Annotated in this window: 23 protein-coding genes; all 23 read left to right on the top strand. The window is 48.0% G+C overall.

The window, feature by feature from the left end:
- Positions 1 to 2: 2 nt before the first annotated feature.
- The 23 genes from spoIVA (at position 3) to ETP43_RS08590 (ending at position 23,832) form a co-directional block, all read left to right on the top strand.
- Entirely contained in the window at positions 3 to 1,475 is a 1,473-nt protein-coding gene (spoIVA, locus tag ETP43_RS08700; protein WP_129257782.1) for a stage IV sporulation protein A, read from the top strand.
- Between the two features lie 169 nt (positions 1,476 to 1,644).
- Positions 1,645 to 3,501, top strand: a complete 1,857-nt coding sequence (locus tag ETP43_RS08695; protein WP_129257781.1) for a cell wall hydrolase — start codon at positions 1,645 to 1,647, stop codon at positions 3,499 to 3,501.
- A 109-nt stretch (positions 3,502 to 3,610) separates the two neighbouring features.
- Positions 3,611 to 3,790 (top strand): hypothetical protein, encoded by a 180-nt coding sequence (locus ETP43_RS08690; RefSeq protein ID WP_164979658.1) that lies wholly within the window; start codon positions 3,611 to 3,613, stop codon positions 3,788 to 3,790.
- A 14-nt stretch (positions 3,791 to 3,804) separates the two neighbouring features.
- Positions 3,805 to 4,989 (top strand): cobalt-precorrin-5B (C(1))-methyltransferase CbiD, encoded by a 1,185-nt coding sequence (gene cbiD, locus ETP43_RS08685; RefSeq protein WP_129257779.1) that lies wholly within the window; start codon positions 3,805 to 3,807, stop codon positions 4,987 to 4,989.
- 60 nt (positions 4,990 to 5,049) lie between these two features.
- Positions 5,050 to 5,742 (top strand): precorrin-2 C(20)-methyltransferase, encoded by a 693-nt coding sequence (cobI, locus tag ETP43_RS08680; protein WP_129257778.1) that lies wholly within the window; start codon positions 5,050 to 5,052, stop codon positions 5,740 to 5,742.
- 45 nt (positions 5,743 to 5,787) lie between these two features.
- Entirely contained in the window at positions 5,788 to 6,546 is a 759-nt protein-coding gene (cobM, locus tag ETP43_RS08675; protein WP_022399292.1) for a precorrin-4 C(11)-methyltransferase, read from the top strand.
- Between the two features lies 1 nt (position 6,547).
- Complete coding sequence (locus tag ETP43_RS08670; protein ID WP_022399293.1) at positions 6,548 to 7,627, top strand: cobalt-precorrin 5A hydrolase; 1,080 nt, start codon at positions 6,548 to 6,550, stop codon at positions 7,625 to 7,627.
- Positions 7,620 to 8,351, top strand: coding sequence for a precorrin-3B C(17)-methyltransferase (gene cobJ, locus ETP43_RS08665; RefSeq protein WP_022399294.1), 732 nt, complete (start codon positions 7,620 to 7,622; stop codon positions 8,349 to 8,351). The genes ETP43_RS08670 and cobJ overlap by 8 nt, the downstream gene beginning before the upstream one ends.
- On the top strand, positions 8,344 to 10,515 hold the full coding sequence (cobK, locus tag ETP43_RS08660) for a precorrin-6A reductase (protein ID WP_129257776.1): 2,172 nt from the start codon (positions 8,344 to 8,346) through the stop codon (positions 10,513 to 10,515). The genes cobJ and cobK overlap by 8 nt, the downstream gene beginning before the upstream one ends.
- Positions 10,508 to 11,881, top strand: coding sequence for a cobyrinate a,c-diamide synthase (locus ETP43_RS08655; RefSeq protein WP_129257775.1), 1,374 nt, complete (start codon positions 10,508 to 10,510; stop codon positions 11,879 to 11,881). Before cobK ends, ETP43_RS08655 begins: the two co-directional genes overlap by 8 nt.
- On the top strand, positions 11,878 to 12,927 hold the full coding sequence (gene cobT / locus ETP43_RS08650; protein ID WP_129257774.1) for a nicotinate-nucleotide--dimethylbenzimidazole phosphoribosyltransferase: 1,050 nt from the start codon (positions 11,878 to 11,880) through the stop codon (positions 12,925 to 12,927). The genes ETP43_RS08655 and cobT overlap by 4 nt, the downstream gene beginning before the upstream one ends.
- Before the next feature lie 25 nt (positions 12,928 to 12,952).
- On the top strand, positions 12,953 to 13,504 hold the full coding sequence (locus tag ETP43_RS08645; protein ID WP_129257773.1) for a bifunctional adenosylcobinamide kinase/adenosylcobinamide-phosphate guanylyltransferase: 552 nt from the start codon (positions 12,953 to 12,955) through the stop codon (positions 13,502 to 13,504).
- Positions 13,485 to 14,249, top strand: a complete 765-nt coding sequence (locus tag ETP43_RS08640) for an adenosylcobinamide-GDP ribazoletransferase (protein ID WP_022399299.1) — start codon at positions 13,485 to 13,487, stop codon at positions 14,247 to 14,249. The genes ETP43_RS08645 and ETP43_RS08640 overlap by 20 nt, the downstream gene beginning before the upstream one ends.
- A gap of 47 nt (positions 14,250 to 14,296) precedes the next feature.
- On the top strand, positions 14,297 to 14,677 hold the full coding sequence (locus ETP43_RS08635; RefSeq protein ID WP_022399300.1) for a bifunctional adenosylcobinamide kinase/adenosylcobinamide-phosphate guanylyltransferase: 381 nt from the start codon (positions 14,297 to 14,299) through the stop codon (positions 14,675 to 14,677).
- A 17-nt stretch (positions 14,678 to 14,694) separates the two neighbouring features.
- Positions 14,695 to 15,312, top strand: a complete 618-nt coding sequence (locus tag ETP43_RS08630; RefSeq protein ID WP_129257772.1) for a histidine phosphatase family protein — start codon at positions 14,695 to 14,697, stop codon at positions 15,310 to 15,312.
- Between the two features lie 168 nt (positions 15,313 to 15,480).
- Positions 15,481 to 16,449 carry an adenosylcobinamide-phosphate synthase CbiB gene (gene cbiB / locus ETP43_RS08625; protein WP_129257771.1) on the top strand — a complete coding sequence of 323 codons (969 nt, stop codon included), beginning with the start codon at positions 15,481 to 15,483 and terminating at the stop codon, positions 16,447 to 16,449.
- 30 nt (positions 16,450 to 16,479) lie between these two features.
- Positions 16,480 to 17,523, top strand: a complete 1,044-nt coding sequence (cobD, locus tag ETP43_RS08620) for a threonine-phosphate decarboxylase CobD (protein WP_129257770.1) — start codon at positions 16,480 to 16,482, stop codon at positions 17,521 to 17,523.
- A gap of 3 nt (positions 17,524 to 17,526) precedes the next feature.
- Entirely contained in the window at positions 17,527 to 19,038 is a 1,512-nt protein-coding gene (locus ETP43_RS08615) for a cobyric acid synthase (protein ID WP_129257769.1), read from the top strand.
- A gap of 3 nt (positions 19,039 to 19,041) precedes the next feature.
- Positions 19,042 to 19,683, top strand: coding sequence for a precorrin-8X methylmutase (locus tag ETP43_RS08610; protein ID WP_022172883.1), 642 nt, complete (start codon positions 19,042 to 19,044; stop codon positions 19,681 to 19,683).
- 499 nt (positions 19,684 to 20,182) lie between these two features.
- The gene (locus ETP43_RS08605) at positions 20,183 to 21,124 is read left to right on the top strand and encodes an amidohydrolase family protein (RefSeq protein WP_243114238.1); all 942 of its coding nucleotides are present in this window, start codon (positions 20,183 to 20,185) and stop codon (positions 21,122 to 21,124) included.
- A 190-nt stretch (positions 21,125 to 21,314) separates the two neighbouring features.
- Positions 21,315 to 22,097, top strand: a complete 783-nt coding sequence (locus ETP43_RS08600) for a transporter substrate-binding domain-containing protein (RefSeq protein ID WP_129257767.1) — start codon at positions 21,315 to 21,317, stop codon at positions 22,095 to 22,097.
- A 309-nt stretch (positions 22,098 to 22,406) separates the two neighbouring features.
- Positions 22,407 to 23,099: an amino acid ABC transporter permease gene (locus ETP43_RS08595; protein WP_022172880.1), complete on the top strand. Its 693-nt coding sequence runs from the start codon at positions 22,407 to 22,409 to the stop codon at positions 23,097 to 23,099.
- On the top strand, positions 23,086 to 23,832 hold the full coding sequence (locus ETP43_RS08590) for an amino acid ABC transporter ATP-binding protein (protein ID WP_022399309.1): 747 nt from the start codon (positions 23,086 to 23,088) through the stop codon (positions 23,830 to 23,832). The genes ETP43_RS08595 and ETP43_RS08590 overlap by 14 nt, the downstream gene beginning before the upstream one ends.
- The last annotated feature ends 6 nt before the right edge of the window (positions 23,833 to 23,838 follow it).

Genomic DNA, 23,838 nt, shown 5'->3' with positions numbered 1-23,838 from the left:
ATATGGAGCCATTTGCTGTCTACAAAGATATACAAGCCCGTACCAAAGGACAGTTTCTTCTGGGCGTGGTAGGACCGGTTCGCACGGGAAAGTCGACATTTATCCGGCGGTTCATGGAACTTCTGGCACTTCCGGGGATGGAGGAACAGGATGCGGCGGAGGTGCGGGATCAGCTTCCGGTCTCCGGTTCGGGGAAAACGATCACAACCGTGGAACCAAAATTTATTCCCAAAGAAGCGGTAAATGTCAATCTGGGAGAAGAGATTCCGGTGAAGATCCGGCTGATTGACTGCGTAGGATTTATGGTGCCGGAAGCCACAGGAGATATGGAGCAGGAAAAAGAACGCATGGTAAAAACGCCCTGGTACGAACAGGAGATTCCATTTCATCAGGCGGCAGAGATCGGAACCAGAAAAGTGATCCAGGAACATTCTACGATCGGCCTGGTAGTTACCTGTGACGGCTCTTTTGGAGAGATTCCGCGGAAAAACTTTGAGAACGGGGAAGAAAAGACGGTACAGGAACTGAAAAAGCAGGGCAAACCATTCCTGATCCTTGTTAATTCAAAAAAGCCGTACGGAGAAGAGGCGCAGAAGCTGGTGAAGGAACTGGAAGATAAATATCAGGCTGCTGTGCTTGGCGTAAACTGTGAACAGCTTCGAAAAGAAGACGTGATTCGGATCCTCGAAAAGATTCTCTATGAATTCCCGGTGCGCCAGATCGAATATTACATACCCAAATGGGTGGAACTGCTTCCGATTACCCATTATCTGAAAGAAGATCTTCTGAAACAGATGAAAGAACAGATGGGAAAAATGGAATATATCCGGGATATCCGGCAGGAAAACTTACAGATGGACAGCAGCTATGTCAAATCCATCACGCTGGAGGAGATCAATCTTTCGAACGGCGTGGTAAAAGTCCGCATCCAGATCGGAGATCCCTATTATTATCAGGTGATGAGTGAGATGACCGGTGTGCCGATCGAGAGCGAGTATCAGCTGATCCACACCTTAAAAGAACTGGCACAGATGAAACAGGAGTATGCAAAAGTCCAGCATGCGATCGAATCCGTCCGCGGAACCGGCTACGGGGTGGTGATTCCTGAGAAAAATGAGATCACCCTGGAAGAACCAGTTGTGATCCGGCAGGGAAATAAATACGGTGTCAAGATCAAGTCAGCCAGCCCTTCGATCCATATGATCAAAGCCAACATTGAGACGGAGATCGCGCCGATCGTAGGAAGTGAGGAACAGGCACAGGATCTGATTGCATTTATCAAGGAAAATGAAAAAACAGCCGATGACGGCATGTGGGAGACCAACATTTTCGGAAAATCCATCGAGCAGCTGGTAGAAGACGGCATCCGCACCAAGATTGCCCAGATTAGCGAGGAAAGCCAGGTGAAACTGCAGGATACGATGCAGAAGATCGTCAATGACAGCAAGGGAGGGCTGATCTGCATTATTATCTGAGGAAAAGTATCGGATAAGCGAAAAGAATTTGACAAAGTTCTGTAACAAAGCTATAATAAATTCTGTTGAAAATGACCAAAAAATAAGGGGAGAAACGAAAGAATATTTATGTAAAGTACATAATGTCTCTCTTTATGAGACAACCAAAATACGATGAAGGGACTTACATATGAAGAAAAAATACGTGAGCATATTGCTGGCTGGATGTATGGCAGTATCTATGATGACACCTGCAGGTGCGGTCTGGGCGGATGAAAATCCGGTGGTTGCAGCACAGGGAACGGTACAGGGAGAGAAAACAGCCGAAGACCAGGAAATGATAACGGATCAGCAGCCGGAAACGGAGGAAGAGAAACCGGCAGAAGAGCCCGTTGTATCCGAATCACAGGATATCGGAGAAGGGGAGAAGGAAACAGTAGCCGAAGAAGAAAAGTCGGGAGACAGCCTTTCTACAGATAATAACGCAGAGAATGAGCTGGAGGTACAGGCGGCAACAAACCGATGGGTTCGAAGTGGAAATCGATGGTGGTACTGTCATCGAGATGGAAGTTACACAAAAGATGACTGGGAAGCAATCAATGGAGTCTGGTACTATTTTGATCAAAGTGGCTGGATGGTAACCGGCTGGCTGAAAAAACCGGAAGGCTGGTACTATCTGAATCCATCGACCGGAGCAATGGCGACCGGCTGGGCAAGTATCAACGGGAAATGGTATTTCTTAAACAGCGCAGGACGAATGGTAACGGGATGGCTTTCGCGATCCAGTGGCTGGTATTATCTGTCAGACAGTGGAGCGATGGTAACGGGATGGCTGAAAAAGCCGGAAGGCTGGTACTATCTGAATCCATCGACCGGAGCAATGGCAACCGGCTGGGCGAATGTGAATGGGAAATGGTATTTCTTAAACAGCGCGGGACGAATGGTAACCGGCTGGCTTTCTCGTCCGAGCGGCTGGTATTATCTGTCAGACAGCGGGGCGATGGCGACCGGCTGGCAGTATATCCGGAATGCATGGTACTACCTGGAAGAAGGAAATGGAAACATGGTGACCGGCTGGAAGCAGGTAGGAAACAACTGGTATTACCTGCAGTCAAGTGGAGCCATGGCGGCAAATACATGGATCGGAGATTATTATGTAAATGGAAGTGGTGTCTGGGTTCAGGGATACTGGGTACAGAGTGGAAACCGCTGGTGGTACGCGAACCCGGATGGCACTTATCCGAAAAACGGATGGAAAACGATTCAGTCGAAACAGTACTATTTTGATAAAGACGGCTGGATGGTAACCGGCTGGCTGAAGATCGGAAGTACCTGGTATTATCTGAATCCGTCCGGAGAGCGCGCTTATGATCAGTGGGTAGGAACTCCGAAAGCGATCGGCAGCTGTTATATCAGCAAATACGGAAAAGCAGTTACAGGTACTACCTATAGTCTGGGAGATTACATCTATACGTTCGATGCCAATGGATACTGTACAAAAAAAGAGAACCGTTACAGTTATGCGACCGACAGCAAGAACGGAAAAACTTATAAAGTAGAAAAACAGTATGACACTGATGCGAGCAACATGTCGGAGGATGATTTCCTTGCGGCTGCTGTGTATGCGGAATCTGCCAACCAGGGACTTACAGGAATGACTGGTGTGGCTATGGTCATGCTGAACCGGATGGCAAATGCAGCGTATCCGAGTGATGCGAGAATTATGATCTATCAGGCATCCCAGTTTGAGGTGGCAAGAGATGGAGCACTGACAAAAGCGATTGCAAAGTTGAATTCATCGGAGACTGCGATGAAGAACGCAAAAGAAGCTGTTCGAAAAGCAAGAGAAATCCGTGCGGCGTATCAGAAAGACGGAACAGTAACACCGATTGAGGGGCTGAATGTACCGGCAGGTCATACGATTTTTGAATATCTGGGATTTATGACACCGGCTGCTTTTCAGAGTTCAAACCTTGATCCGGTAAAAACAGCTATGTTTACATATAAAAATACCGCTTTTTATACCAGTTGGATTAAAAAATCCTGATAGTCTTCCACATTGACAGCCTATAGGAAAACGTTTATAATATTGTCGTGAAAATTTGCCACATACAGGTGCAGGAAAACAGGTGAAATTCCCGTACAAGTCCGTTATCGTGAAAGTCGGAGCACTCTCTGTATTGTGTGGACTGTATGCATTTGCGGCAACCGAAGAATTACAGAATAGAAATGAGCAGGAAACCGTTGTCTTTTTTGACAGCGGTTTTTTTTTCGCGGGCAACGAGTCAAAGTCCGTGCTTGCACGAGACCTTGATGACTGCAGCGATAACGAATAAAAAGTGAGAATACTATGGACAAGAAAAATCATCATACCGGACTGGAAGGATATTACGCGGTAGACGAAAAAAACAGAAAACTTTGTTATGGATACACGACCGGTTCCTGCGCGGCGGCAGCGGCACAGGCGGCGACACGGATGCTGCTGACCGGTGAAAAAGTGGAAGAGGTGGCTTTGCAGACTCCGAAGGGGATTTTACTGCATCTGCTGATTGAAGATATTTCCCGGGAAGAAGGGAAGGTTCGCTGCGCCGTACAAAAAGACGGTGGCGACGATCCAGATGTAACGACGGGAATCTATGTGTATGCGAACGTTTCTTACAGCGATACTCCACAGATCACGCTGGACGGAGGGATCGGTGTCGGAAGAGTGACAAAACCAGGACTGTGGCAGGCAGTCGGGGAAGCGGCGATCAACAAAGTTCCCCGTCAGATGATCCTGGAAAATGTAGAGCAGGTCTGCAAAGAATATCACTATACCGGTGGACTGAACGTAGTGATCGAGATCCCTGCAGGAGTGGAACTGGCAAAGAAAACCTTTAATCCACGACTCGGTATCGAAGGCGGAATCTCGGTTCTCGGGACAAGCGGCATTGTAATTCCGATGAGTGAGGCAGCGCTGGTGGCAAGTCTCCGACTGGAGATGAAGATGCTAGTGGAAGGCGGCGGCTCTTATCTGGTGATCACGCCGGGCAATTACGGACAGGCATTTTCAAAAGAACAGACACAGCTGAATCTGACTTATTCGATGAAATGCAGTAATTATGTAGGAGAAACACTGGATATGGCGCGGGAGCTTGGTGTAAAAGGAATCCTGTTTATCGCCCATATCGGAAAGTTCGTAAAAGTGGCAGGCGGCATCATGAACACCCATTCCCGCCAGGCAGACAGCCGAAGTGAACTGATGGCAGCGAATGCGATCCGGGCTGGTGCGGATCTGGAGACGGCAAAAGAGATTCTGGATACGATCACCACAGAACAAAGTGTGGAGATCCTGCGACAGAAAGGTTATCTGGAAGCCACGATGAAGGAGATCAGCGACCGGGTAGAATTTTACCTGAACAAACGGGCAGGGGAACAGCTGGAAGTGGGAACCATTTTATTTTCCAATGTGTATGGGAAACTGGGAGAGACTTCAAAGGTTGCGGAACTGACAATGAAGATTAATGAACAGACAGCGAGTACAAAGAAAGAGTGATCTCCCGCAGAGACGGGATTACTGATAAATAAAAAACAGCAAAATAGAGGAGAAAACATTATGAGTGGAACATTATATGGACTTGGCGTAGGACCGGGAGATCCGGAACTGCTGACCTTAAAGGCACTTCGCCTGATCCGCGAAAACCGCGTGATCGCAGTGCCGGGAAACGATACAAAGAGCAGTGTAGCGTATCAGATCGTAAAAGGCGCCTACCCGGAACTGGACGAAAAAGAACTGATCCCGGTAGCGATGCCGATGACAAAAGATAAGGAGGTACTGGAAGACAATCATAATAAGGCAGCAGATGCCGTGGAATCCTATCTGAAACAGGGAGAAAATGTAGTGTTCCTGACACTGGGAGATCCTACCGTATATTCCACTTATCTGTATGTGCATAAACGGATCCTGGAGCGCGGCTATCAGGCAGAAATCGTAAGTGGTATCACTTCTTTCTGCGCGGTTGCTGCCCGATTAAATATGGGACTGGTGGAGATGGCAGAGCCACTGCATGTGATTCCGGCAACGTATAAGGCAGAAGAGATGGACAATCTTTTAAAACTGCCGGGAACCAAAGTTCTGATGAAGAGCGGAAAACGGCTGAAAGCAGTACGGGAAAGTATCTTAAGAAGTGGTCAGAAAGCGGTGATGATCGAAAACTGTGGAATGCCGGATGAAAAAATCTATGAATCAGCGGAAGAGATTCCGGAAGAGGCAGGATATTATACCCTGTTGATTGTGAAAGAAAAGTAAGAAAAAAGTAAGAGTGCCTGACACTAGGAGAACAGGAGGAAATGTATGGTACATTTTGTAGGAGCAGGTTCCGGAGCACCGGATCTGATTACCCTGAGAGGAAAAAAATTTCTGGAGGAAGCGGATGTTGTGATCTATGCAGGATCCCTGGTCAATCCGCAGCTTCTCGAATATACAAAAGAAAACTGTGAAATCTATAACAGTGCAAAGATGACACTGGAAGAAGTTCTGGACGTGATCTTCGCGGCAGAAGAAAAAGGTCTGACGACCGTGCGCCTTCATACCGGCGATCCATCTTTGTACGGTGCGATCCGTGAACAGATGGATGTTCTGGAAGAAAAAAATATTGCATTTGATTACTGTCCGGGTGTCAGCAGCTTTTGTGGCGCTGCATCCGCACTGAATCTGGAATACACGCTTCCGGATGTATCACAGAGTGTGATCATCACCCGTATGGAAGGAAGAACGCCGGTACCGGAGAAAGAGAGCATCCAGTCCTTTGCTGCACACCATGCAACGATGGTAGTATTTTTGAGTACCGGCATGCTGGAAGAACTGAGCAGACGGCTGATCGAGGGCGGCTATACCGCAGACACCCCGGCTGCTATTGTATACAAGGCAACCTGGGAAGACCAGAAAACCTTTGTCTGCACTGTGGGAACTCTGGCACAGACTGCGAAAGAAAACAATATTACTAAAACTGCACTGATGATCATCGGTGATGTGGTGGCGCACAGCCATTACAATCGTTCCGAACTGTACAATCCGGCATTTACCACGGAGTTCAGGGAAGCTACCGAATAAGATGAAAAAGACAGGAATTATTGCTTTCACGGAACATGGGTGCGTTCTTGGAGAGAAACTTCTGAGAGATCTGCAAAAACAGGATCAGGAAATATATGGATTTGTAAAAAGTAAATATGTGGATCTGCCGGAACGACATTCCTTTCAGAAAGTGACAGGAACGCTGCGGGAATGGGCGGAAGAATGGATCCCAAAACTGGATGGAATTGTATTTTTCAGTGCCACCGGTATCGCGGTGAGAACGATCGCACCGTTCGTGGTCAGTAAAAAGACAGATCCGGCGGTTGTGGTGATCGACGAACAGGGAAATTATGCGATTTCTCTTCTGTCCGGTCATCTCGGCGGAGCCAATGAACTAGCAAAATTTGCAGCAGAGAGCATCGGAGCCGTTCCGGTGATCACGACAGGGACGGATGTGAACCATACCTTTGCGGTGGATGTATTTGCCCGGAAAAATAACTTGGTGATCGCGGATATGCGGCTGGCAAAAGAGATGGCGGCATTGCTGATCCGGGGAAAGACGATCACCTGGGGAGCCGGGGAAGGATTTGTCTATCCAAAAGGACAGAACATTCCGTTACAGCTGCAATTTCAGGAAACAGAAAGCCCGGACGGAAAAAAAGGAACGTTGTGGTTTGCGATTCCGCAAAGCGACGGTAAAGAGGTGCAGATTCTTCATCTGTATCCGAAAAATGTGTATCTCGGCGCAGGCTGCAGGAAACATACGCCGGAAGAAAAAATCGAAACGCAGATCCGAACCTATCTGTCCGAAGCCGGAATATCCATAACACAGATCCTGCAGGCAGCCAGTATCGATCTGAAAAAAGAGGAGCCGGGACTGCTGGCGTTCTGTGAAAAGTATCAAATCCCTTTTGTGACTTACAGCAAAGAAGAGCTGGAAAGAGCAAAGGGAACCTTTACCCCGTCTGCATTTGTCAGCAAGATCACAGGTGTGGACAATGTATGCGAACGAAGTGCCAGCCTTTCCAGTGACGGCGGAGCATTTATCATGAGAAAACAGGCCGCAGAGGGAGTGACCGCTGCGTGTACGATAAAGAAATGGAGTGTGAACTTTGAATAAATTATATGTAATCGGCATTGGGCCGGGAGAATACGAACAGATGACACTGAAAGCGATCCACGCAATGGAAAAGAGCGAGGTAATTATCGGATACACCGTATATGTGGATCTGGTAAAAGAACATTTTCCAGGAAAAGAATTCATGACAACGCCGATGAAAAAAGAGGTGGACCGCTGTGTGATGGCATTTGAAGAAGCCAAAAAAGGAAAAGTGGTTTCCATGATCTGCAGCGGTGATGCCGGAGTTTACGGCATGTCCGGACTGATGTATGAAGTTGGTGTCAACTATCCGGAAGTAGAACTGGAAATTATCCCGGGTGTAACGGCAGCGACCGGTGGTGCGGCATTGCTTGGTGCTCCGCTGATCCATGATTTCTGTCTGATCAGTCTAAGTGATCTGCTGACTCCGTGGGAGAAGATCGAGGCACGTCTGCTGGCAGCGGCACAGGCGGATTTTGTGGTATGTCTGTACAATCCGTCCAGCAAGAAACGAAGCGATTATCTGCAGAAAGCCTGCGACCTGATGATGCAGTACAAGAGCCCGGAAACCGTATGTGGTATCGTGAGCTACATCGGAAGAGACGGCGAGCATTATGAAGTGATGGATCTGAAGACTCTGCGGGATACGAAAGTAGATATGTTTACAACCGTATGGGTAGGCAATTCACAGACCAAAGAAATCAACGGTAAGATGGTAACACCGAGAGGATATCGAAATGTATAAAGTTCTGTTGTTCGGCGGAACAGTGGAGGGACGCACTGTCGCGGAATATTTGAATGAAAATAAAATACCTGCTATGGTATGTGTGGCTACGGAATACGGCGAAAGCCTGCTGCCACAGGGCGAATATCTGGAACTCTCCCACGACCGTCTGGATGAAAAGCAGATGGAAAAGAAGATGTTACAGATGGAGGATGGACTGGTTATCGATGCGACGCATCCGTATGCACAGGTGGTGACGGAAAATATCGAAGCTGCCTGCGAACGTACCGGAACCGCGTATCTGCGCGTGGTACGCCAGGAAAGCCAGCGGCTCGAGGAAGAAGAGACGATCACCTATGTAAAAAGCATCCGGGAAGCGGTGGAATATCTGGAAGGAACCAGCGGAAATATTCTGGTTACGACCGGAAGCAAGGAACTGGCTTCCTATACGTCACTGACGGATTATCAGGAGCGTATCTATGCCAGAGTACTCTCTCTGGTGGAAGTCGTATCTTCCTGCGCAAGCCTTGGCATCGAAGGAAAACACTTGTTATGTATGCAGGGGCCATTTTCGAAAGAAATGAATGTAGCGCTGATCCACCAGTTTGACATCGCATGGATGGTCAGCAAAGAATCCGGAAGAGCCGGAGGATTTCTGGAAAAATACCAGGCGGCAAAAGAGACCGGCTGCAAGATGATCGTGATCGGACGACCGAAAGAAGAACATGGCGTGGAGCTGGAAGAGTGTATCGGGTATCTGAAACGTCGGTTTGTATCGGAAGAAAATGTCACAAATGATGCAAAAAACGGAATTACAGATACAAATGCAGACAATATAGAAAGTGCGGAGAATCCGGAAACGGAATCTGGAAAAATACAGGGAACCGTTGAACAGGAATCCGTTACGCAGGAAACATTCACGCGGGAAACGAAAGAAGCAGCCGAAGATATCCTTCTGGGGCAAAAAGTGTCTCTTGTTGGAATCGGTATGGGAACATCGGACACCCTGACACAGGAAGGAAAACAGGCGCTTGAGAGCGCGGATCTTCTGATCGGGGCAAGACGGATGGTAGAACATATCAAAAGACCGGGACAGGAAGTCTGGACCGGATACAAACCGGAAGAGATCTGTGCTTATATCGCTGCACACCCGGAACATAAAAACGTAGCGATTGCGCTCTCCGGGGATGTCGGATTCTACAGTGGAGCGAAAAAACTTCTGGAGACATTGCATCGGGAACTTCCGATGGTACAGAAAAAAGTGTACTGCGGCATTTCTTCCATGATTTATTTCTGTGCAAAACTGGAAACTCCATGGGAAGACGTTCATCCGGTGAGCCTTCACGGAAGAGAATGTAATTTACCGGGGCTGCTGCGCATTTACGGAAAGATTTTTGCAATTGTGGGAACTACCGACGGCATCGCAAAACTGTGTCAAAAACTGCAAAGTTACGGCATGGGCGATGTGCGGGTGGAAGTGGGTGAGAGACTCTCTTACCCGGAAGAAAAGATCACCCGCGGATATGCATGGCAGCTGACGGAACTTGAAACGGACAGCTTGAGCGTCGTTTTATTTACCAGAGAGGGAAAGGAAACGGTCGTGACGCATGGCATCCCGGACGAAGCATTTATCCGCGGGAAAGTGCCGATGACGAAAGAAGAAGTGCGAAGTATTTCCCTGTCCAAACTGCAGTTAACGCGTAATTCCGTCATTTACGATGTGGGAGCCGGAACCGGTTCGGTATCCGTGGAGATGGCGATGCAGGCGGTAGAAGGTCAGGTATACGCGATCGAGAAAAAACCGGAAGCTGTAGAACTGTTATATAAAAACAAAGAAAAATTCGCAGCAGACAATCTTACGATCATCGAAGGTCTGGCACCGGAGGCCTGTGTGGATCTGCCGGTACCGACGCATGCATTTATCGGAGGATCTTCCGGGAATATGAAAGAAATCCTGGAACTGCTGCTTTCCAAAAATCCGAAGATCCGAGTGATGATCAACTGTATCGCTCTCGAATCGGTCGGAGAAGCGATGAACTGTCTGAAAGAACTGCCATTGGAGCAGGTGGATATCGCACAGGTACAGGTCGCAAAAGGTAAAAAAGCGGGATCCTACCATCTGATGATGGGACAGAATCCGGTCTATGTGATCTCCTGTCAGGGAAAGGAAGAGACAGATGAATAAACAACGCAAAGTGCCGAGAATCCTTCTTGGCGCAGCGGCAAGCGGAAGCGGAAAGACGCTGATCACCTGTGGACTGTTACAGGCATTGAAAAATCGGAAGTTACAGGTGACTTCCTTCAAATGCGGTCCGGATTATATTGATCCGATGTTTCACAGCCGTGTGATCGGAACAAAGAGCAGAAATCTGGACAGTTTTTTCGCGGATGAGGATACCGTGCGGTATCTGCTGGAAAAAAATGCAAGAGACTGTGAGATTTCCGTGATTGAGGGCGTAATGGGTTATTACGACGGTCTTGCGGGAATTTCTCCGAAAGCCAGTGCCTACGATGTGGCAAAGATCACAAAAACGCCGGCGGTTCTGATCGTCAATGCGAAGGGAATGAGTCTGTCGGCAGCTGCGTTTATCAAAGGATTTGTCGAATACCAAGAAGACAGCCAGATCCGCGGAGTGATCCTGAATCAGGTTTCATCGATGATGTATCCGCGGTTAAAGCAGATCATCGAGGAGGAACTCTCGATCAAAGTCTACGGATATGTGCCGGTTGTGAAAGACTGCATGCTGGAGAGCCGGCACCTGGGACTGGTCATGCCGGAGGAAATTGTCGATCTTCAGCAAAAACTAATGGAACTGGCAGAGATCCTGGAAAAATCTGTGGATATTGACGGACTTCTGGAACTGGCAGAACATGCAGAAGAACTGCCGGTGCAGGAATCCCCGGTTGCTTATCATACCGGGCGAAAAATAAGGATCGCTCTGGCAAAAGACGAGGCATTCTGCTTTTTTTATCAGGATAATCTGGAACTTTTGGAAGAGATGGGAGCAGAACTGGTTCCATTTTCTCCGATCCACGATAAAAAACTGCCGGAACATATTGATGGGATGCTCTTTCACGGAGGATACCCGGAACTGTATGCAAAAAAATTAAGTGAAAATAAAGAAATGCTCGCAGCTGTCTGTGCGGCGGTACAGACCGGCATTCCGTACATGGCGGAGTGCGGCGGTTTTATGTATCTGCATCAGGAGATGGAAGATATGGAAGGACACAGTTGGCCGATGGCAGGAGTGATCCATGGAAAATCCTGGCGGACGCCACGGCTTACCAGATTTGGCTATATCACACTGGAAGATGGGACCTGTTTTGGTGAACATGTGGGAGCTATCCGCGCGCACGAATTTCACTATTTTGATTCGAATCACTGCGGTGAAGCGTATACGGCAAAGAAACCTCTGAGCAGCCGGTCGTGGAAGTGTATTCATAGTGATGGACAGGGAATGAGCGGATTTCCGCATATGTATTATTACAGCAATCTACGGGTGCCGGAGCAGTTTTTACGCGCCTGTGAGGAAAGGAAGGCAGAAGTATGACATTAGAGGAAACACTGGAGAAGATTCATCCGGCAAATCAGGCTGCCATGGCAGCATCACTGGAACACTGGAGCAATATTGCGATGCCGTTACACAGTCTGGGACGGCTGCAGGACACCGTCGTTCGTATCGCCGGCATGACGGGAGATCCGCGGGTGGATCTGAAGAAAAAAGCACTGGTGGTTATGTGTGCCGATAACGGTGTGGTGGAAGAAGGCGTGACGCAGAGCGGACAGGAAGTGACGAAGATCGTAGCAGAGAACTTTCTGAAAGAAAAGGCTACGGCAAGCATCCTCTGTAAGAAAGCAGGCGCGGACATCTTCCCTGTGGATATCGGAATTGCCACAGACAGCACGATCATCCAGCACAAAGTGATGTATGGAACGAAAAATATGGCGAAAGAACCTGCCATGACGAGAGAACAGGCAGTGCAGGCACTGGAGGTCGGCATCCATATGGTAGAAGAACTCAAAGAAAAAGGCTATGGAATCGCGGCAACCGGCGAGATGGGAATCGGAAATACGACAACCAGCAGTGCAGTGACCGCCGTTTTACTGGAACAGGATCCGGCAAAGGTAACCGGACGCGGCGCAGGGCTGTCCAGCGCGGGACTGGAAAAGAAGATTTCTGTGATTCGGGATGCCATTGCGTTACATAAACCGAAAAAAGAAGATCCGATCGATGTGCTCGCAAAAGTGGGAGGACTTGATATTGCCGGTATGGCGGGTGTATTCTTAGGCGGAGCAGCCTGTCAGATCCCGGTGGTTGCCGATGGATTTATCTCCTGTGTGGCAGCACTGTGTGCGATCCGAATCTGTCCGGCGGTAAAAGATTATGTAATTACTTCACATAAATCAAAGGAACCTGCGACGGTGATGATCCTGGAAGCACTTGATATTCCGGTATTTTTGGACTGTGACATGTGCCTGGGCGAGGGAACCGGCGCGGTAACAATCTATCCGATCCTGGATATGGCACTGGCGGTTTATGGAAGCATGTCTACATTTGCGGATATTCAGATGGATAATTATGTGCCACTGGTGTAATAAGAGAAAGTGAAGGAAATCAGAAATGTTTCATGTAGTAACAGGGGGAAGCGGCAGTGGAAAATCTGCCTATGCGGAACAGTGTATCCTGGATTTTCAGGGAGAGAATAGAATCTATATTGCGACGATGTACCCGTTTGATGAGGAAAGCCACCGGCGGATCGCGAGACATCGCGCCATGCGGGCGGAAAAAAAGTTCACGACGATGGAACGGTATACCGATCTGGAGCATCTTACGATACCGGCAGGTGCGGATGTACTGCTCGAGTGCATGTCAAATCTGGTGGCAAATGAGATTTATCAGGAGGGCGGAGCCGGGGAAAATACTGTGGCCGCAGTTCTTTCGGGAATCCGCCATCTGCTGGAACAGGCGGGAAATCTGGTGGTCGTGACGAACGAGGTGTTTTCCGACGGTATCACCTACGATCCGGAGACCGAAAAATATCTGGAAAAGCTGGGTGCGATCAACGGTCAGATGGCACAGCTGGCAGACGCAGTCACGGAAGTAGTCTACGGAATCCCGATTTCTCATAAAAAGACAGGTGAGGAGAGAAAAAATGAAGAAGTTTTATCATAGTTTTCTGATCGCATTTTCGATGTACTCGAAGATCCCGATGCCGCAGTGTGAATGGAATGAGGAAAATATGGCGTATGCGATGTGTTTCTTTCCGTGGGTAGGTGTAGCCATCGGCGGTGTCACCTGGCTGTGGGGAACATTCGGGGCGCGGCTGGGACTTTCAGCAGCTTTTTATACCGTGATTCTGACATTGATCCCGTGGCTGATCACGGGTGGAATTCATCTGGACGGACTGTTGGATACGGCAGACGCGATGAGTTCCTGGCAGGAGCGGGATCGCCGGCTGGAGATCCTGAAAGATTCAAATTCCGGAGCGTTTGCGGTGATTACGTGTGTGGTTTATTTCCTGTTCTACTACGGCGTATACAGCCAGATCAGTACACGGGCGCTTGCGATGATTCCGTTTACGTTTTGTCTGTCACGGACGTTAAGCGGACTGGCGGTTGTGACATTCCCGAAAGCGAAGAAGACGGGATCGGTATCAGCGATGGCACGCGGAGCGAAGGATCAGAGAGTGAAGGTTACGATGTGTGTGTATCTGGTGGTGCTGTTGATCGGGATGCTGCTGGTGGACTGGAAGGTTGGACTTCTGGTGTATGCGATCGCAGGGCTGGTTTATGTGCTTTATTATCGGAATGCGATGAAATATTTTGGCGGAACTACCGGGGACCTGGCTGGGTGCTTTTTGTCGCTTTGTGAGGTGTTTATGGCTTGTGGGGCAGTGCTTGGTGCGCTCTGGTTTTAAAAGATGAGATTGAATAACTGTATAGTAAAGTAAAAGGAGAACCAACAATGAAATTAGTAATCGGCGGTGCTTATCAGGGCAAACAATCTTACGCATCGAAAACATACAACCTGACCAATCCCGACTGGAAAGACGGCCAGACCTGCACGATAGAAGATCTGAAAACAGCAAAAGCAGTCCATCATTTCCACTCCTTCATCCGCAGAGAACTCGACGAAGGAAGATCCGTCCAGGATCTCGCAGAAACAATATGGAAAGAAAACCCCAATCTGCTCATCGTAACGAATGAGGTAGGCTACGGAATCGTCCCGATGGAAGCGAAAGAACGGGAATGGAGAGAAGCCTGTGGTCGTGTCTGTACGAAACTGGCGGCTTATGCGGATCAGGTAACCCGTGTATGCTGTGGGCTTGGAACGCGGATCAAGTGAGAAAAGGAGAAAAACAGATGAAAATATATCTGATCCGGCATGGAAAAACACCCGGGAATCAACTGCAGCGATATATCGGGATCACCGATGAACCCGTTCTGGAAGAAGATCAGGAACGACTGAAAACACAGAACTATCCGAATGCAGAAAAACTTTTTGTAAGTCCCCTGCTTCGCTGCCGTCAGACAGCCGCGTGTATCTATCCTAGACAGGAACAGCAGGTGATTCAGAATCTCAGAGAATGTGATTTCGGAAGATTCGAAAACAAAAACTGGAAAGAAATGACCGGTGATGCCGAGTATCAGGCGTGGGTGGACAGCAACGCAACGCTGCCATTTCCGGGAGGAGAAGATCCGCAGGAATTCCGCGACAGAGCATGTCAGGGATTTCTGGAAGGACTGAAGATCTGTGCAGAAGATAGAGCAGAATCAGCAGCGTTCGTAGTACATGGCGGGATCATCATGGCGGTGCTGGAACGGTTTGCGGAAACAAAAAAAGAATTTTATGAATGGCATGTAGGTAACGGATGCGGATATGAGGCGGAAGTAAATCTGGAATGGATGGAAGGAGCGGGAGAAAACCCAGTGCTACGTGTAATAACGGCGATCCAACTGACAGAAAAAGAAAAACAGTAGTAGGCAATGATACATAGTACAAACATAATAAATTCGAACAAACACATATTTTCGTATGCGAATGACTCGAGAAAACGAGGCGAAAATATGAGAACATAAACATAATGGAAGAAAAAAGAAAACACGCAACTGCAAAAAAGCAGGCGGTTACAGAAAGAGGAAGAAAAGATGAGATGGACATTACTGGCAGTAGTACTGGGATTTTTGCTGGATCTGTGTTTTGGGGATCCCAGATGGCTGTATCATCCGGTGCGTATCATCGGAAAGGGAATCACATTTTTAGAAAAAATCCTGCGGAACATATTTCCGAAAACAAAAACAGGAGAGCGGATCGCCGGAGGATTCCTGGTGGTGGGAATCGTGGCGGCTTCGTCTTTTGTTCCGTGGCTGATCTTGCATCTGGCGTATGGATTCCGTACCTGGCTGGGTGTGGCACTGGAAAGCTTTATGTGCTACCAGCTGCTTGCCGCAAGATCCCTTCGTGATGAGAGCAAAAAAGTCTACGATGCGCTGCAAACCGGAGATATCGAGAAGAGCCGTTACGCGGTATCGATGATCGTAGGACGCGACACGCAGAATCTGACCGAGGAAGGTGTAACCAAGGCAGCAGTTGAGACCGTTGCGGAAAATACATCCGACGGTATCATTGCCCCGCTTTTTTATATGATGATCGGCGGCGCAGTGCTTGGATTTGCTTATAAAAGCGTGAATACCATGGATTCCATGGTAGGCTATGTGAATGACAAATACCAGTATTTCGGAACGGCGGCGGCAAAACTGGACGATGTGTTAAATTATATCCCGGCAAGACTTTCCGCCTGGCTGATGATCGCGGGAGCCTGGTTGATCGGTATGGATGGAAAAAATGCAAAGAAAATCTATCTCCGCGACCGTAGAAAACATGCCAGTCCGAACTCTGCACAGACAGAAGCAGTGATGGCGGGCGCACTGGATATCCAGCTGGCAGGAGATGCATGGTATTTTGGAGAACTGCATAAAAAACCATTTATCGGCGATTCGATCCGGAAAGTGGAAATGGAGGATATCTTAAGATCACATAAACTGATGTATGCAGGAACAGTACTGTCACTGGTCGTATTTGGACTGGTGCGTGTTCTGGTCTGTCTGTTTATTTAAAATTATAATAAAAGGAGAAGCAACGGACTCATGAAAGAATACATACACGGCGGAGACATCTACCGCCACCCGGATGTGCTGGATTTTTCAGCAAATATCAATCCGCTGGGAACACCGTCCGCGGTCGTTCAGGCGGCAAAAGACAGCATGGAATGGATCTGTCATTACCCGGATGCCTGTCAGGAAAAACTGAAACAGGCACTGGCTGCATACGAACAGGTTCCGGTGGAATGGCTGATCTGTGGAAACGGGGCGGCGGAACTGATCTTTGCACTGGTGCAGGCAGTAAAACCGAAACGGGCGCTGGTCATGGCACCGACTTTTGCGGAATATGCCCAGGCACTGGAAGCCGTTGGATGTGAGGTGGACAGGGAAATTCTGAAAAAAGAGGATGGATTTACCTTACAGCGTACGATTCTGGAGAAACTGCAAAAAGAAGACTTGCAGATGGTATTCTTATGCAATCCCAACAATCCAACGGGAATACTGATAAATCCGAAGCTTCTGCGGGAGATTGTAACGATCTGTGAAGAGAAAAATATTTATCTGGTAGTGGATGAGTGTTTCCTGGATTTCGTTTCGGAACCGGAAGTGCATACGCTAAAGGGTGAACTGGAAGGAAAACAATATCTGTTTCTTCTGAAAGCATTTACCAAACGATACGCGATGGCGGGCTTAAGACTGGGATACGGAATCACATCGAGTGAAACACTGATGGAGAAAATGGAACAACAGCTGCAGCCGTGGAATGTGTCGATGCCGGCGCAGGAAGCGGGGGTTGCGGCGTTAAAAGAAACCGCGTATGTAGAAAAAGCAAGAGAACTGATCTTTCAGGAACAGGCATTTCTGAAAGACGGGCTGAAAGCGTGTGGATATCCGGTGCTGGACTCCCAGGCAAATTATGTGTTCTTTGAGGGAGAGCCGGATCTGTATGAAAAACTTCTGGAAGAAGGCGTGATGATCCGGGACTGCAGCAACTATCCGGGCCTCTGGAAAGGATGTTATCGGATCGCGGTGAAGCTGCATAACGAAAACGAACAGTTATTACGGAAGATTCGGAAAGTGAGGAGATGAATCATGGCAAAAGCAATTATGATACAGGGAACCATGTCAAATGCGGGAAAAAGCCTGCTGGCAGCCGGACTGTGCCGGATCTTTAAACAGGATGGTTATCGGGTAGCACCGTTTAAATCACAGAATATGGCACTGAATTCCTTTATCACCGAAGAAGGACTCGAGATGGGACGAGCACAGGTCATGCAGGCGGAAGCGGCAGGCATCAAGCCTTCCGTTCTGATGAATCCGATCCTGTTAAAACCGACTAATGATGTAGGCAGCCAGGTGATCGTAAACGGCGAAGTTCTTGGAAATATGAGCGCACGCGATTATTTTGCCTACAAAAAGAAACTGATCCCGGATATTATGAAAGCGTATGATACTCTGGCGGCGGAAAATGATATCATCGTGATCGAGGGCGCAGGAAGTCCGGCGGAGATCAACTTAAAGCAGGATGATATCGTCAATATGGGTATGGCAAAGCTTGCAAAAGCCCCGGTGCTTTTGGTTGGAGATATCGATCGCGGCGGCGTATTTGCCCAGCTGATCGGTACGGTAATGCTTTTGGAAGACGATGAAAAAGAGATGGTAAAGGGTCTGATCATCAACAAATTTCGAGGGGACAAAACCATTCTTGATCCCGGTGTGGAGATGCTGGAAGAACGAAGCGGCATCCCGGTAGTTGGTGTGGCACCGTACCTGCAGATCGAGGTGGAAGACGAAGACAGTCTGACGGAGCGGTTTGACAGTCAGCAGGAGGTGGGACAGATCGATATCGCGGTGATCCGGGTTCCACGGATCTCTAACTTTACAGATTTTAATCCATTTGAAAATATTCCGGGTGTGTCTCTTCGATATGTAAAGCATATCCATGAACTGAAGCATCCGGATATGGTGATTCTCCCGGGAACAAAAAATACTATGGGAGACCTGCAGTGGATGCGGGAGAGCGGAATGGAAGCGGCAGTCCTCAAACTGGCAGCAGCCGGAACCGTGATTTTCGGTGTCTGTGGCGGCTATCAGATGTTAGGGGAAACCCTTTCCGATCCGGATGGCGTGGAAGCGGGTGGAACCATGAAAGGTATGGGACTGCTTCCGATGGATACCGTATTTGCAGACGGAAAGACCAGAACCAGAGTCAGCGGTACATTCGGACAGGTAGAGGGCGAACTTTCCCAGCTTTCCGGCGTGGAGCTGGAAGGGTATGAGATTCATATGGGTGTGACGACTTTGCATAAAGGGGCATCCCCGCTGACAACGATCCGGGATCATGCAAAGACCACAGAGGAAAAACAGGATGGTGCGTATACTTCCCGTGTCTATGGCACCTATGTTCACGGTGTATTTGACAAAGAAGGTGTGGCGGAGGCTGTGATCCGGGCACTGGGGAAAAAGAAGGGAATTGATACCTCAGAGATGAAAGGTGTGGATTTTCAGACATTCAAGGAGACACAGTACGATATTCTGGCAGCAGCGCTGCGGGAACATCTGGATATGAAAGCAATATATGAGATTCTGGAAGCAGGGGTATAAGTTATGAAAATAGAACTGGAAAATGTAAAACCAAGAGATATTGAACGCAGAAGCTTTGAGATCATCACGGAAGAACTGGGCGACCGGAAACTGGACCCGGACAAAGAACTGATCATCAAACGCTGTATCCATACAAGTGCAGACTTTGAATATGCGGACAGTCTGTGTTTTTCTGACAATGTCGTGGCAAAAGCCATGGATGCGATTCGCCAGGGTGCCTGTATCGTTACGGATACCCAGATGGGCAGATCCGGCATCAACAAACGTGCCCTCGCCCGTTACGGCGGAGAGGTTTACTGCTTCATGTCCGATGAGGATGTGGCAGCCACAGCGAAGGCAAACGGAACCACAAGAGCCACTGCAAGTATGGATAAGGCAGCACAGCTGGACAAACCACTGATCTTTGCGATCGGTAACGCTCCGACTGCTCTAGTACGTCTCTACGAACTGATCGAAGAGGGAAAACTGAATCCGGCACTCATCATCGGTGTCCCGGTAGGATTCGTCAACGTGGTACAGTCCAAAGAACTGATCATGAAAGCGGATGTCCCATATATCGTGGCACGGGGAAGAAAAGGCGGAAGCAATATCGCAGCGTGCATCTGCAATGCGTTACTGTATATGATCGATGATCGGAGAGATTAGACGATAACAGAAAAAAACAGAAATGTGCTTGTATAAAATACCATATGTGTGATAAAATATTATGCAAGAAAAGCACCCATGACAGGGTGAGGTAGCCTCCCGAGGTTATGGTACCGTTTGACGGAATACATAAGAAGGGAGGTGGCGCGATGACAGCTTATGAAATTCATTCGATTGTTCTTGGGATATTGGCATTATTGATATCTCTTGGTAACATGTTCGTAGCGTTGCTTACCTTTTTCGATAAGAGAAAGAAGCGAAAATAAAAAAGCCTATCCTGTCAGCCCACAGGATAGGCCGCATCCTTAAGGACATAAGTTAAAGCCTAAACTCGGAGCATCCACCATTGGAGTGGGTGCTTTCTGTTACATTGCAAATCAATAATTGATCCAATGGATCAGTTTTGATTTAATTAAATACTATCACTTTATATCAAAGAATTCAAGTGTTTTATATGTGAAAGATTGAAATAGAAGATAATGAGGTTGCTGAGAACGGAGTGAACAGTAACGATAGTGAGGGACAGGCGATAAAGAATATGAAACAACAGCTACAAAGAAAAGCAATCAACCAATTCCCATACGGCGAAGCCCACATGCACATTTTTATGAACGGCACAGACTATAAAAAAGCCGTAGCCGACCAGAAAAATGGCGTCTGCGACCGGGTGATCCACGCGCATCTTGCGGAATACCGGAAGCGCGGAATCACCTGGCTGCGGGAAGGCGGGGATATCTACGGAACATCAAAACGGACGATGGAACTGGCACCTGCCTATGGGATCACCTACCGGACACCGATCTTTGCCATTCACAAAAAGGGGCACTACGGAGGCATCGTGGGAAGAAGTTATGAAACCATGCAGGAATACTGCGAATTGATCCGGGAGCTGCGCAGGCAGGGAGGCCATTTCGTGAAAATTATGATCTCCGGGATCATGGACTTTACGCATGGAGGTCTGACGGAACCCTCACTTGCCGACAGTGAGATCCGCGAACTGATCCATATTGCCCATGAAGAAGGTTTCCCCGTTATGGCACATACAAACGGCAGTCAGGCAGTTCGGGCAGCAGCTCTTGCAGGTGTGGACAGCATCGAACATGGAAATTTCTGTGATGAGGATGCGCTTCGGGCACTTGCTGCTTCCGATGCTGTCTGGGTACCTACGATAGTAACAGTAAAAAATCTTCTCGGAGACGGACGGTTTCCGGAACAAGTAGTGAAAAATATCTGGGAAGGACAGAAAAAAGCATTACTCCGCGGGTATCAGCTCGGAGCAAAACTTGCTCTCGGAAGTGATGCCGGAGCCTATCGTGTCCTCCACGGTCAGGGACTTCTTGATGAATACCGGGCTTTCCGGGAGATTCTGGAAGAAGACTTCCCGGACTGGGAAAAGCGGATCCGAAACGGTGACCGGCTGATAAAAGAAAGATTCTCATAGCAAGACAAAAGGAAAAAGAATCTTACAGGCAGAAATTCCCGGTTGCAAAAAAATAAAAAGCTGTTATAATAAAGAAGATTTTAATTAGTATAAAAATGCACTCACTCTGTATAGATATGCAGAAGGATGAATCAGACGGAAAACTATATGCAGATTCGTGAGTACACAAGAATAACAGGAGGATAAGAGTATGAAAAAGGCAGTTGTATTTGCACTGACAGGTATTATGGCAGTATCCATGTTCGGATGCGGCAGCAAAAAACAGGTAGAGGTATCCAGCGTAGATGATCTGAAAGATCTGACCATCGGTGTGCAGACCGGTACTATCGGAGACAGCAATGCCAGCGATGCAGTAGCAAGTGATTCTCAGATGAAACGTTATAACAAAGGTGCGGATGCCATCCAGGCTCTGAAGACCGGTAAGATCGATGCGGTTGTGATCGACTCTCTGCCGGCTCAGAAGTTCGTAGATGCCAACGATGATCTGAAGATCGTAGAAAATATCTGGGAACCGGAAGAATATGCGATCTGTCTGAAAAAAGGAAATACAGAACTGACAGAGAAAATGAATGCGGCCATCAAGGAACTGAAAGAGGATGGAACTCTGGATAAGATCATGGCAAACTACATCGGTGATGACCAGGGAAGCTACCAGTACGAGACTCCGGAAGGAACCGAGTATACCAACGGTACTCTGACCATGGCTACCAACGCAGAGTTCGAGCCTTGGGAGTATAAAGAAGGAGATAATATCGTAGGAATCGATGCAGATATGGCGAAAGCAATCTGCGACAAGATGGGTTATGATCTGAAGATTGACGATATGGCATTCGAATCCATCCTGGCAGCAGTTTCCAGTGGTAAGGCTGAATTTGGTGCGGCTGGTATGACTGTGACAGATGAGAGAAAAGAGAGTGTTGATTTTACGGATACTTATGCGAATGCGTCTCAGGTTGTGATTGTTAGAAAATAAATATTTGGATACCCGGGTGGGGTTCGCTTGATATTTCAATACTCCGACCCGCTCCCGCTCAGCTGACACTGGCAGCGGTACTAAGGCAGCAAAATACGCTGCCTAAGGACCGGCCGTGTCAGATGGTCTGCGTATTGAAATATCAAGCGAACCTTCGCAGGCGGGAGGTAAGAAAATATATTTTCTGACAATGGGGGATGGCTTTTATGTTAGTGAGGTTTAGTAAGGTGAAAGATAATCCCCGGGATATGAGAGATGAAGTAAAAAATATACGAAAAGACCTTGTAAAAGGAGTGTAAGGGAAACGATATGGGATCTTTAAGTCATTGGGTTCACAGGTATTTTGTGGATAATGGGGCTTCCAGTTGGTGGTTGACGGGTTTGCGGAATACGTTGCTGATTACGGTGCTGGCACTTTGTATTGGTGTGGTGCTTGGGTTTACGGTGGCGATTATCCGGTCGACTTATGAGCAGACAGGGAAGCTGAAGGTGCTGAATGCGATCTGTAAGGTGTATCTGAGTGTTATCCGTGGTACGCCTACGATGGTTCAGGTGTTGATATTTAACTTTGTTATATTTGCTTCCATCGCGGTGAATGAAGTTATCGTTGGTGGTGTGGCATTTGGTATTAACTCCGGTGCGTATGTGGCGGAGATCGTGCGGTCGGGTATCATGTCCATCGATAAAGGACAGATGGAGGCCGGACGGAGTCTGGGACTTAGTTCCGGACAGACGATGAAGCTGATCATTATGCCCCAGGCATTTAAAAATGTGCTGCCGGCACTGATCAATGAGATGATCGTGCTGCTGAAAGAGACATCTATCATCGGTTATATCGGTATGACAGATATCACGAAAGCAGCGACACTGGTACAGAGTCGTACATACGAAGCCTTTGTACCGTTGATCGCAGCAGCAGTATTTTACTGGGTGCTGGTAACGATTCTGACATACTTTATGGGTAAACTGGAGAGGAGGTTGAGAAAAAGTGACCGCAAATAAAGGAAAAGTTTTATTGCAGGTACAGGGACTGGAGAAGAAGTTTGATGATAACCAGGTTCTGGACGGTATCACCACAGATATCTGTCAGGGTGAAGTGGTAGCAGTCATCGGCCCATCCGGTTCCGGAAAATCTACGTTTCTTCGTTCTCTGAACCTTCTGGAAGTGCCTACCGGTGGTCAGATCCTTTTTGAAGGTGTGGACATTACCGATCCGAAAGTCGATATCAACCGTCATCGCCAGAAAATTGGTATGGTATTCCAGCAGTTTAACCTGTTTCCACATAAGACCGTTAAGGAAAATATTATGCTGGCTCCGGTTACGCTCGGACTGACGAAAGAAGACGAAGCTGCAAAAATAGCGGAAGAACTTCTCGCCCGTGTAGGACTTCCGGATAAAGCGGATGCTTACCCGGACAGCCTTTCCGGTGGTCAGAAGCAGCGAATCGCAATCGCCCGTGCACTGGCGATGAATCCGGATGTCATGCTTTTTGACGAGCCGACTTCAGCGCTTGATCCGGAGATGGTTGGAGAAGTACTGGAGATCATGAAAGAACTGGCACAGAGCGGTATGACCATGGTGGTTGTTACCCACGAGATGGGATTTGCAAGAGAAGTTGCAACCAGAGTTCTCTTCATTGATGAAGGAAAGATCCAGGAAGAAAATGTTCCGGAAGAGTTTTTCGCACATCCGAAGAACGCGAGACTACAGGAATTTTTATCGAAAGTATTATAAAATAAT

Origin of the sequence: Blautia faecicola (assembly GCF_004123145.1) — a bacterium.
GTDB classification, from domain to species: Bacteria; Bacillota; Clostridia; order Lachnospirales; family Lachnospiraceae; genus Oliverpabstia; species Oliverpabstia faecicola.
This window is presented reverse-complemented; position numbering and strand designations above follow the sequence as displayed.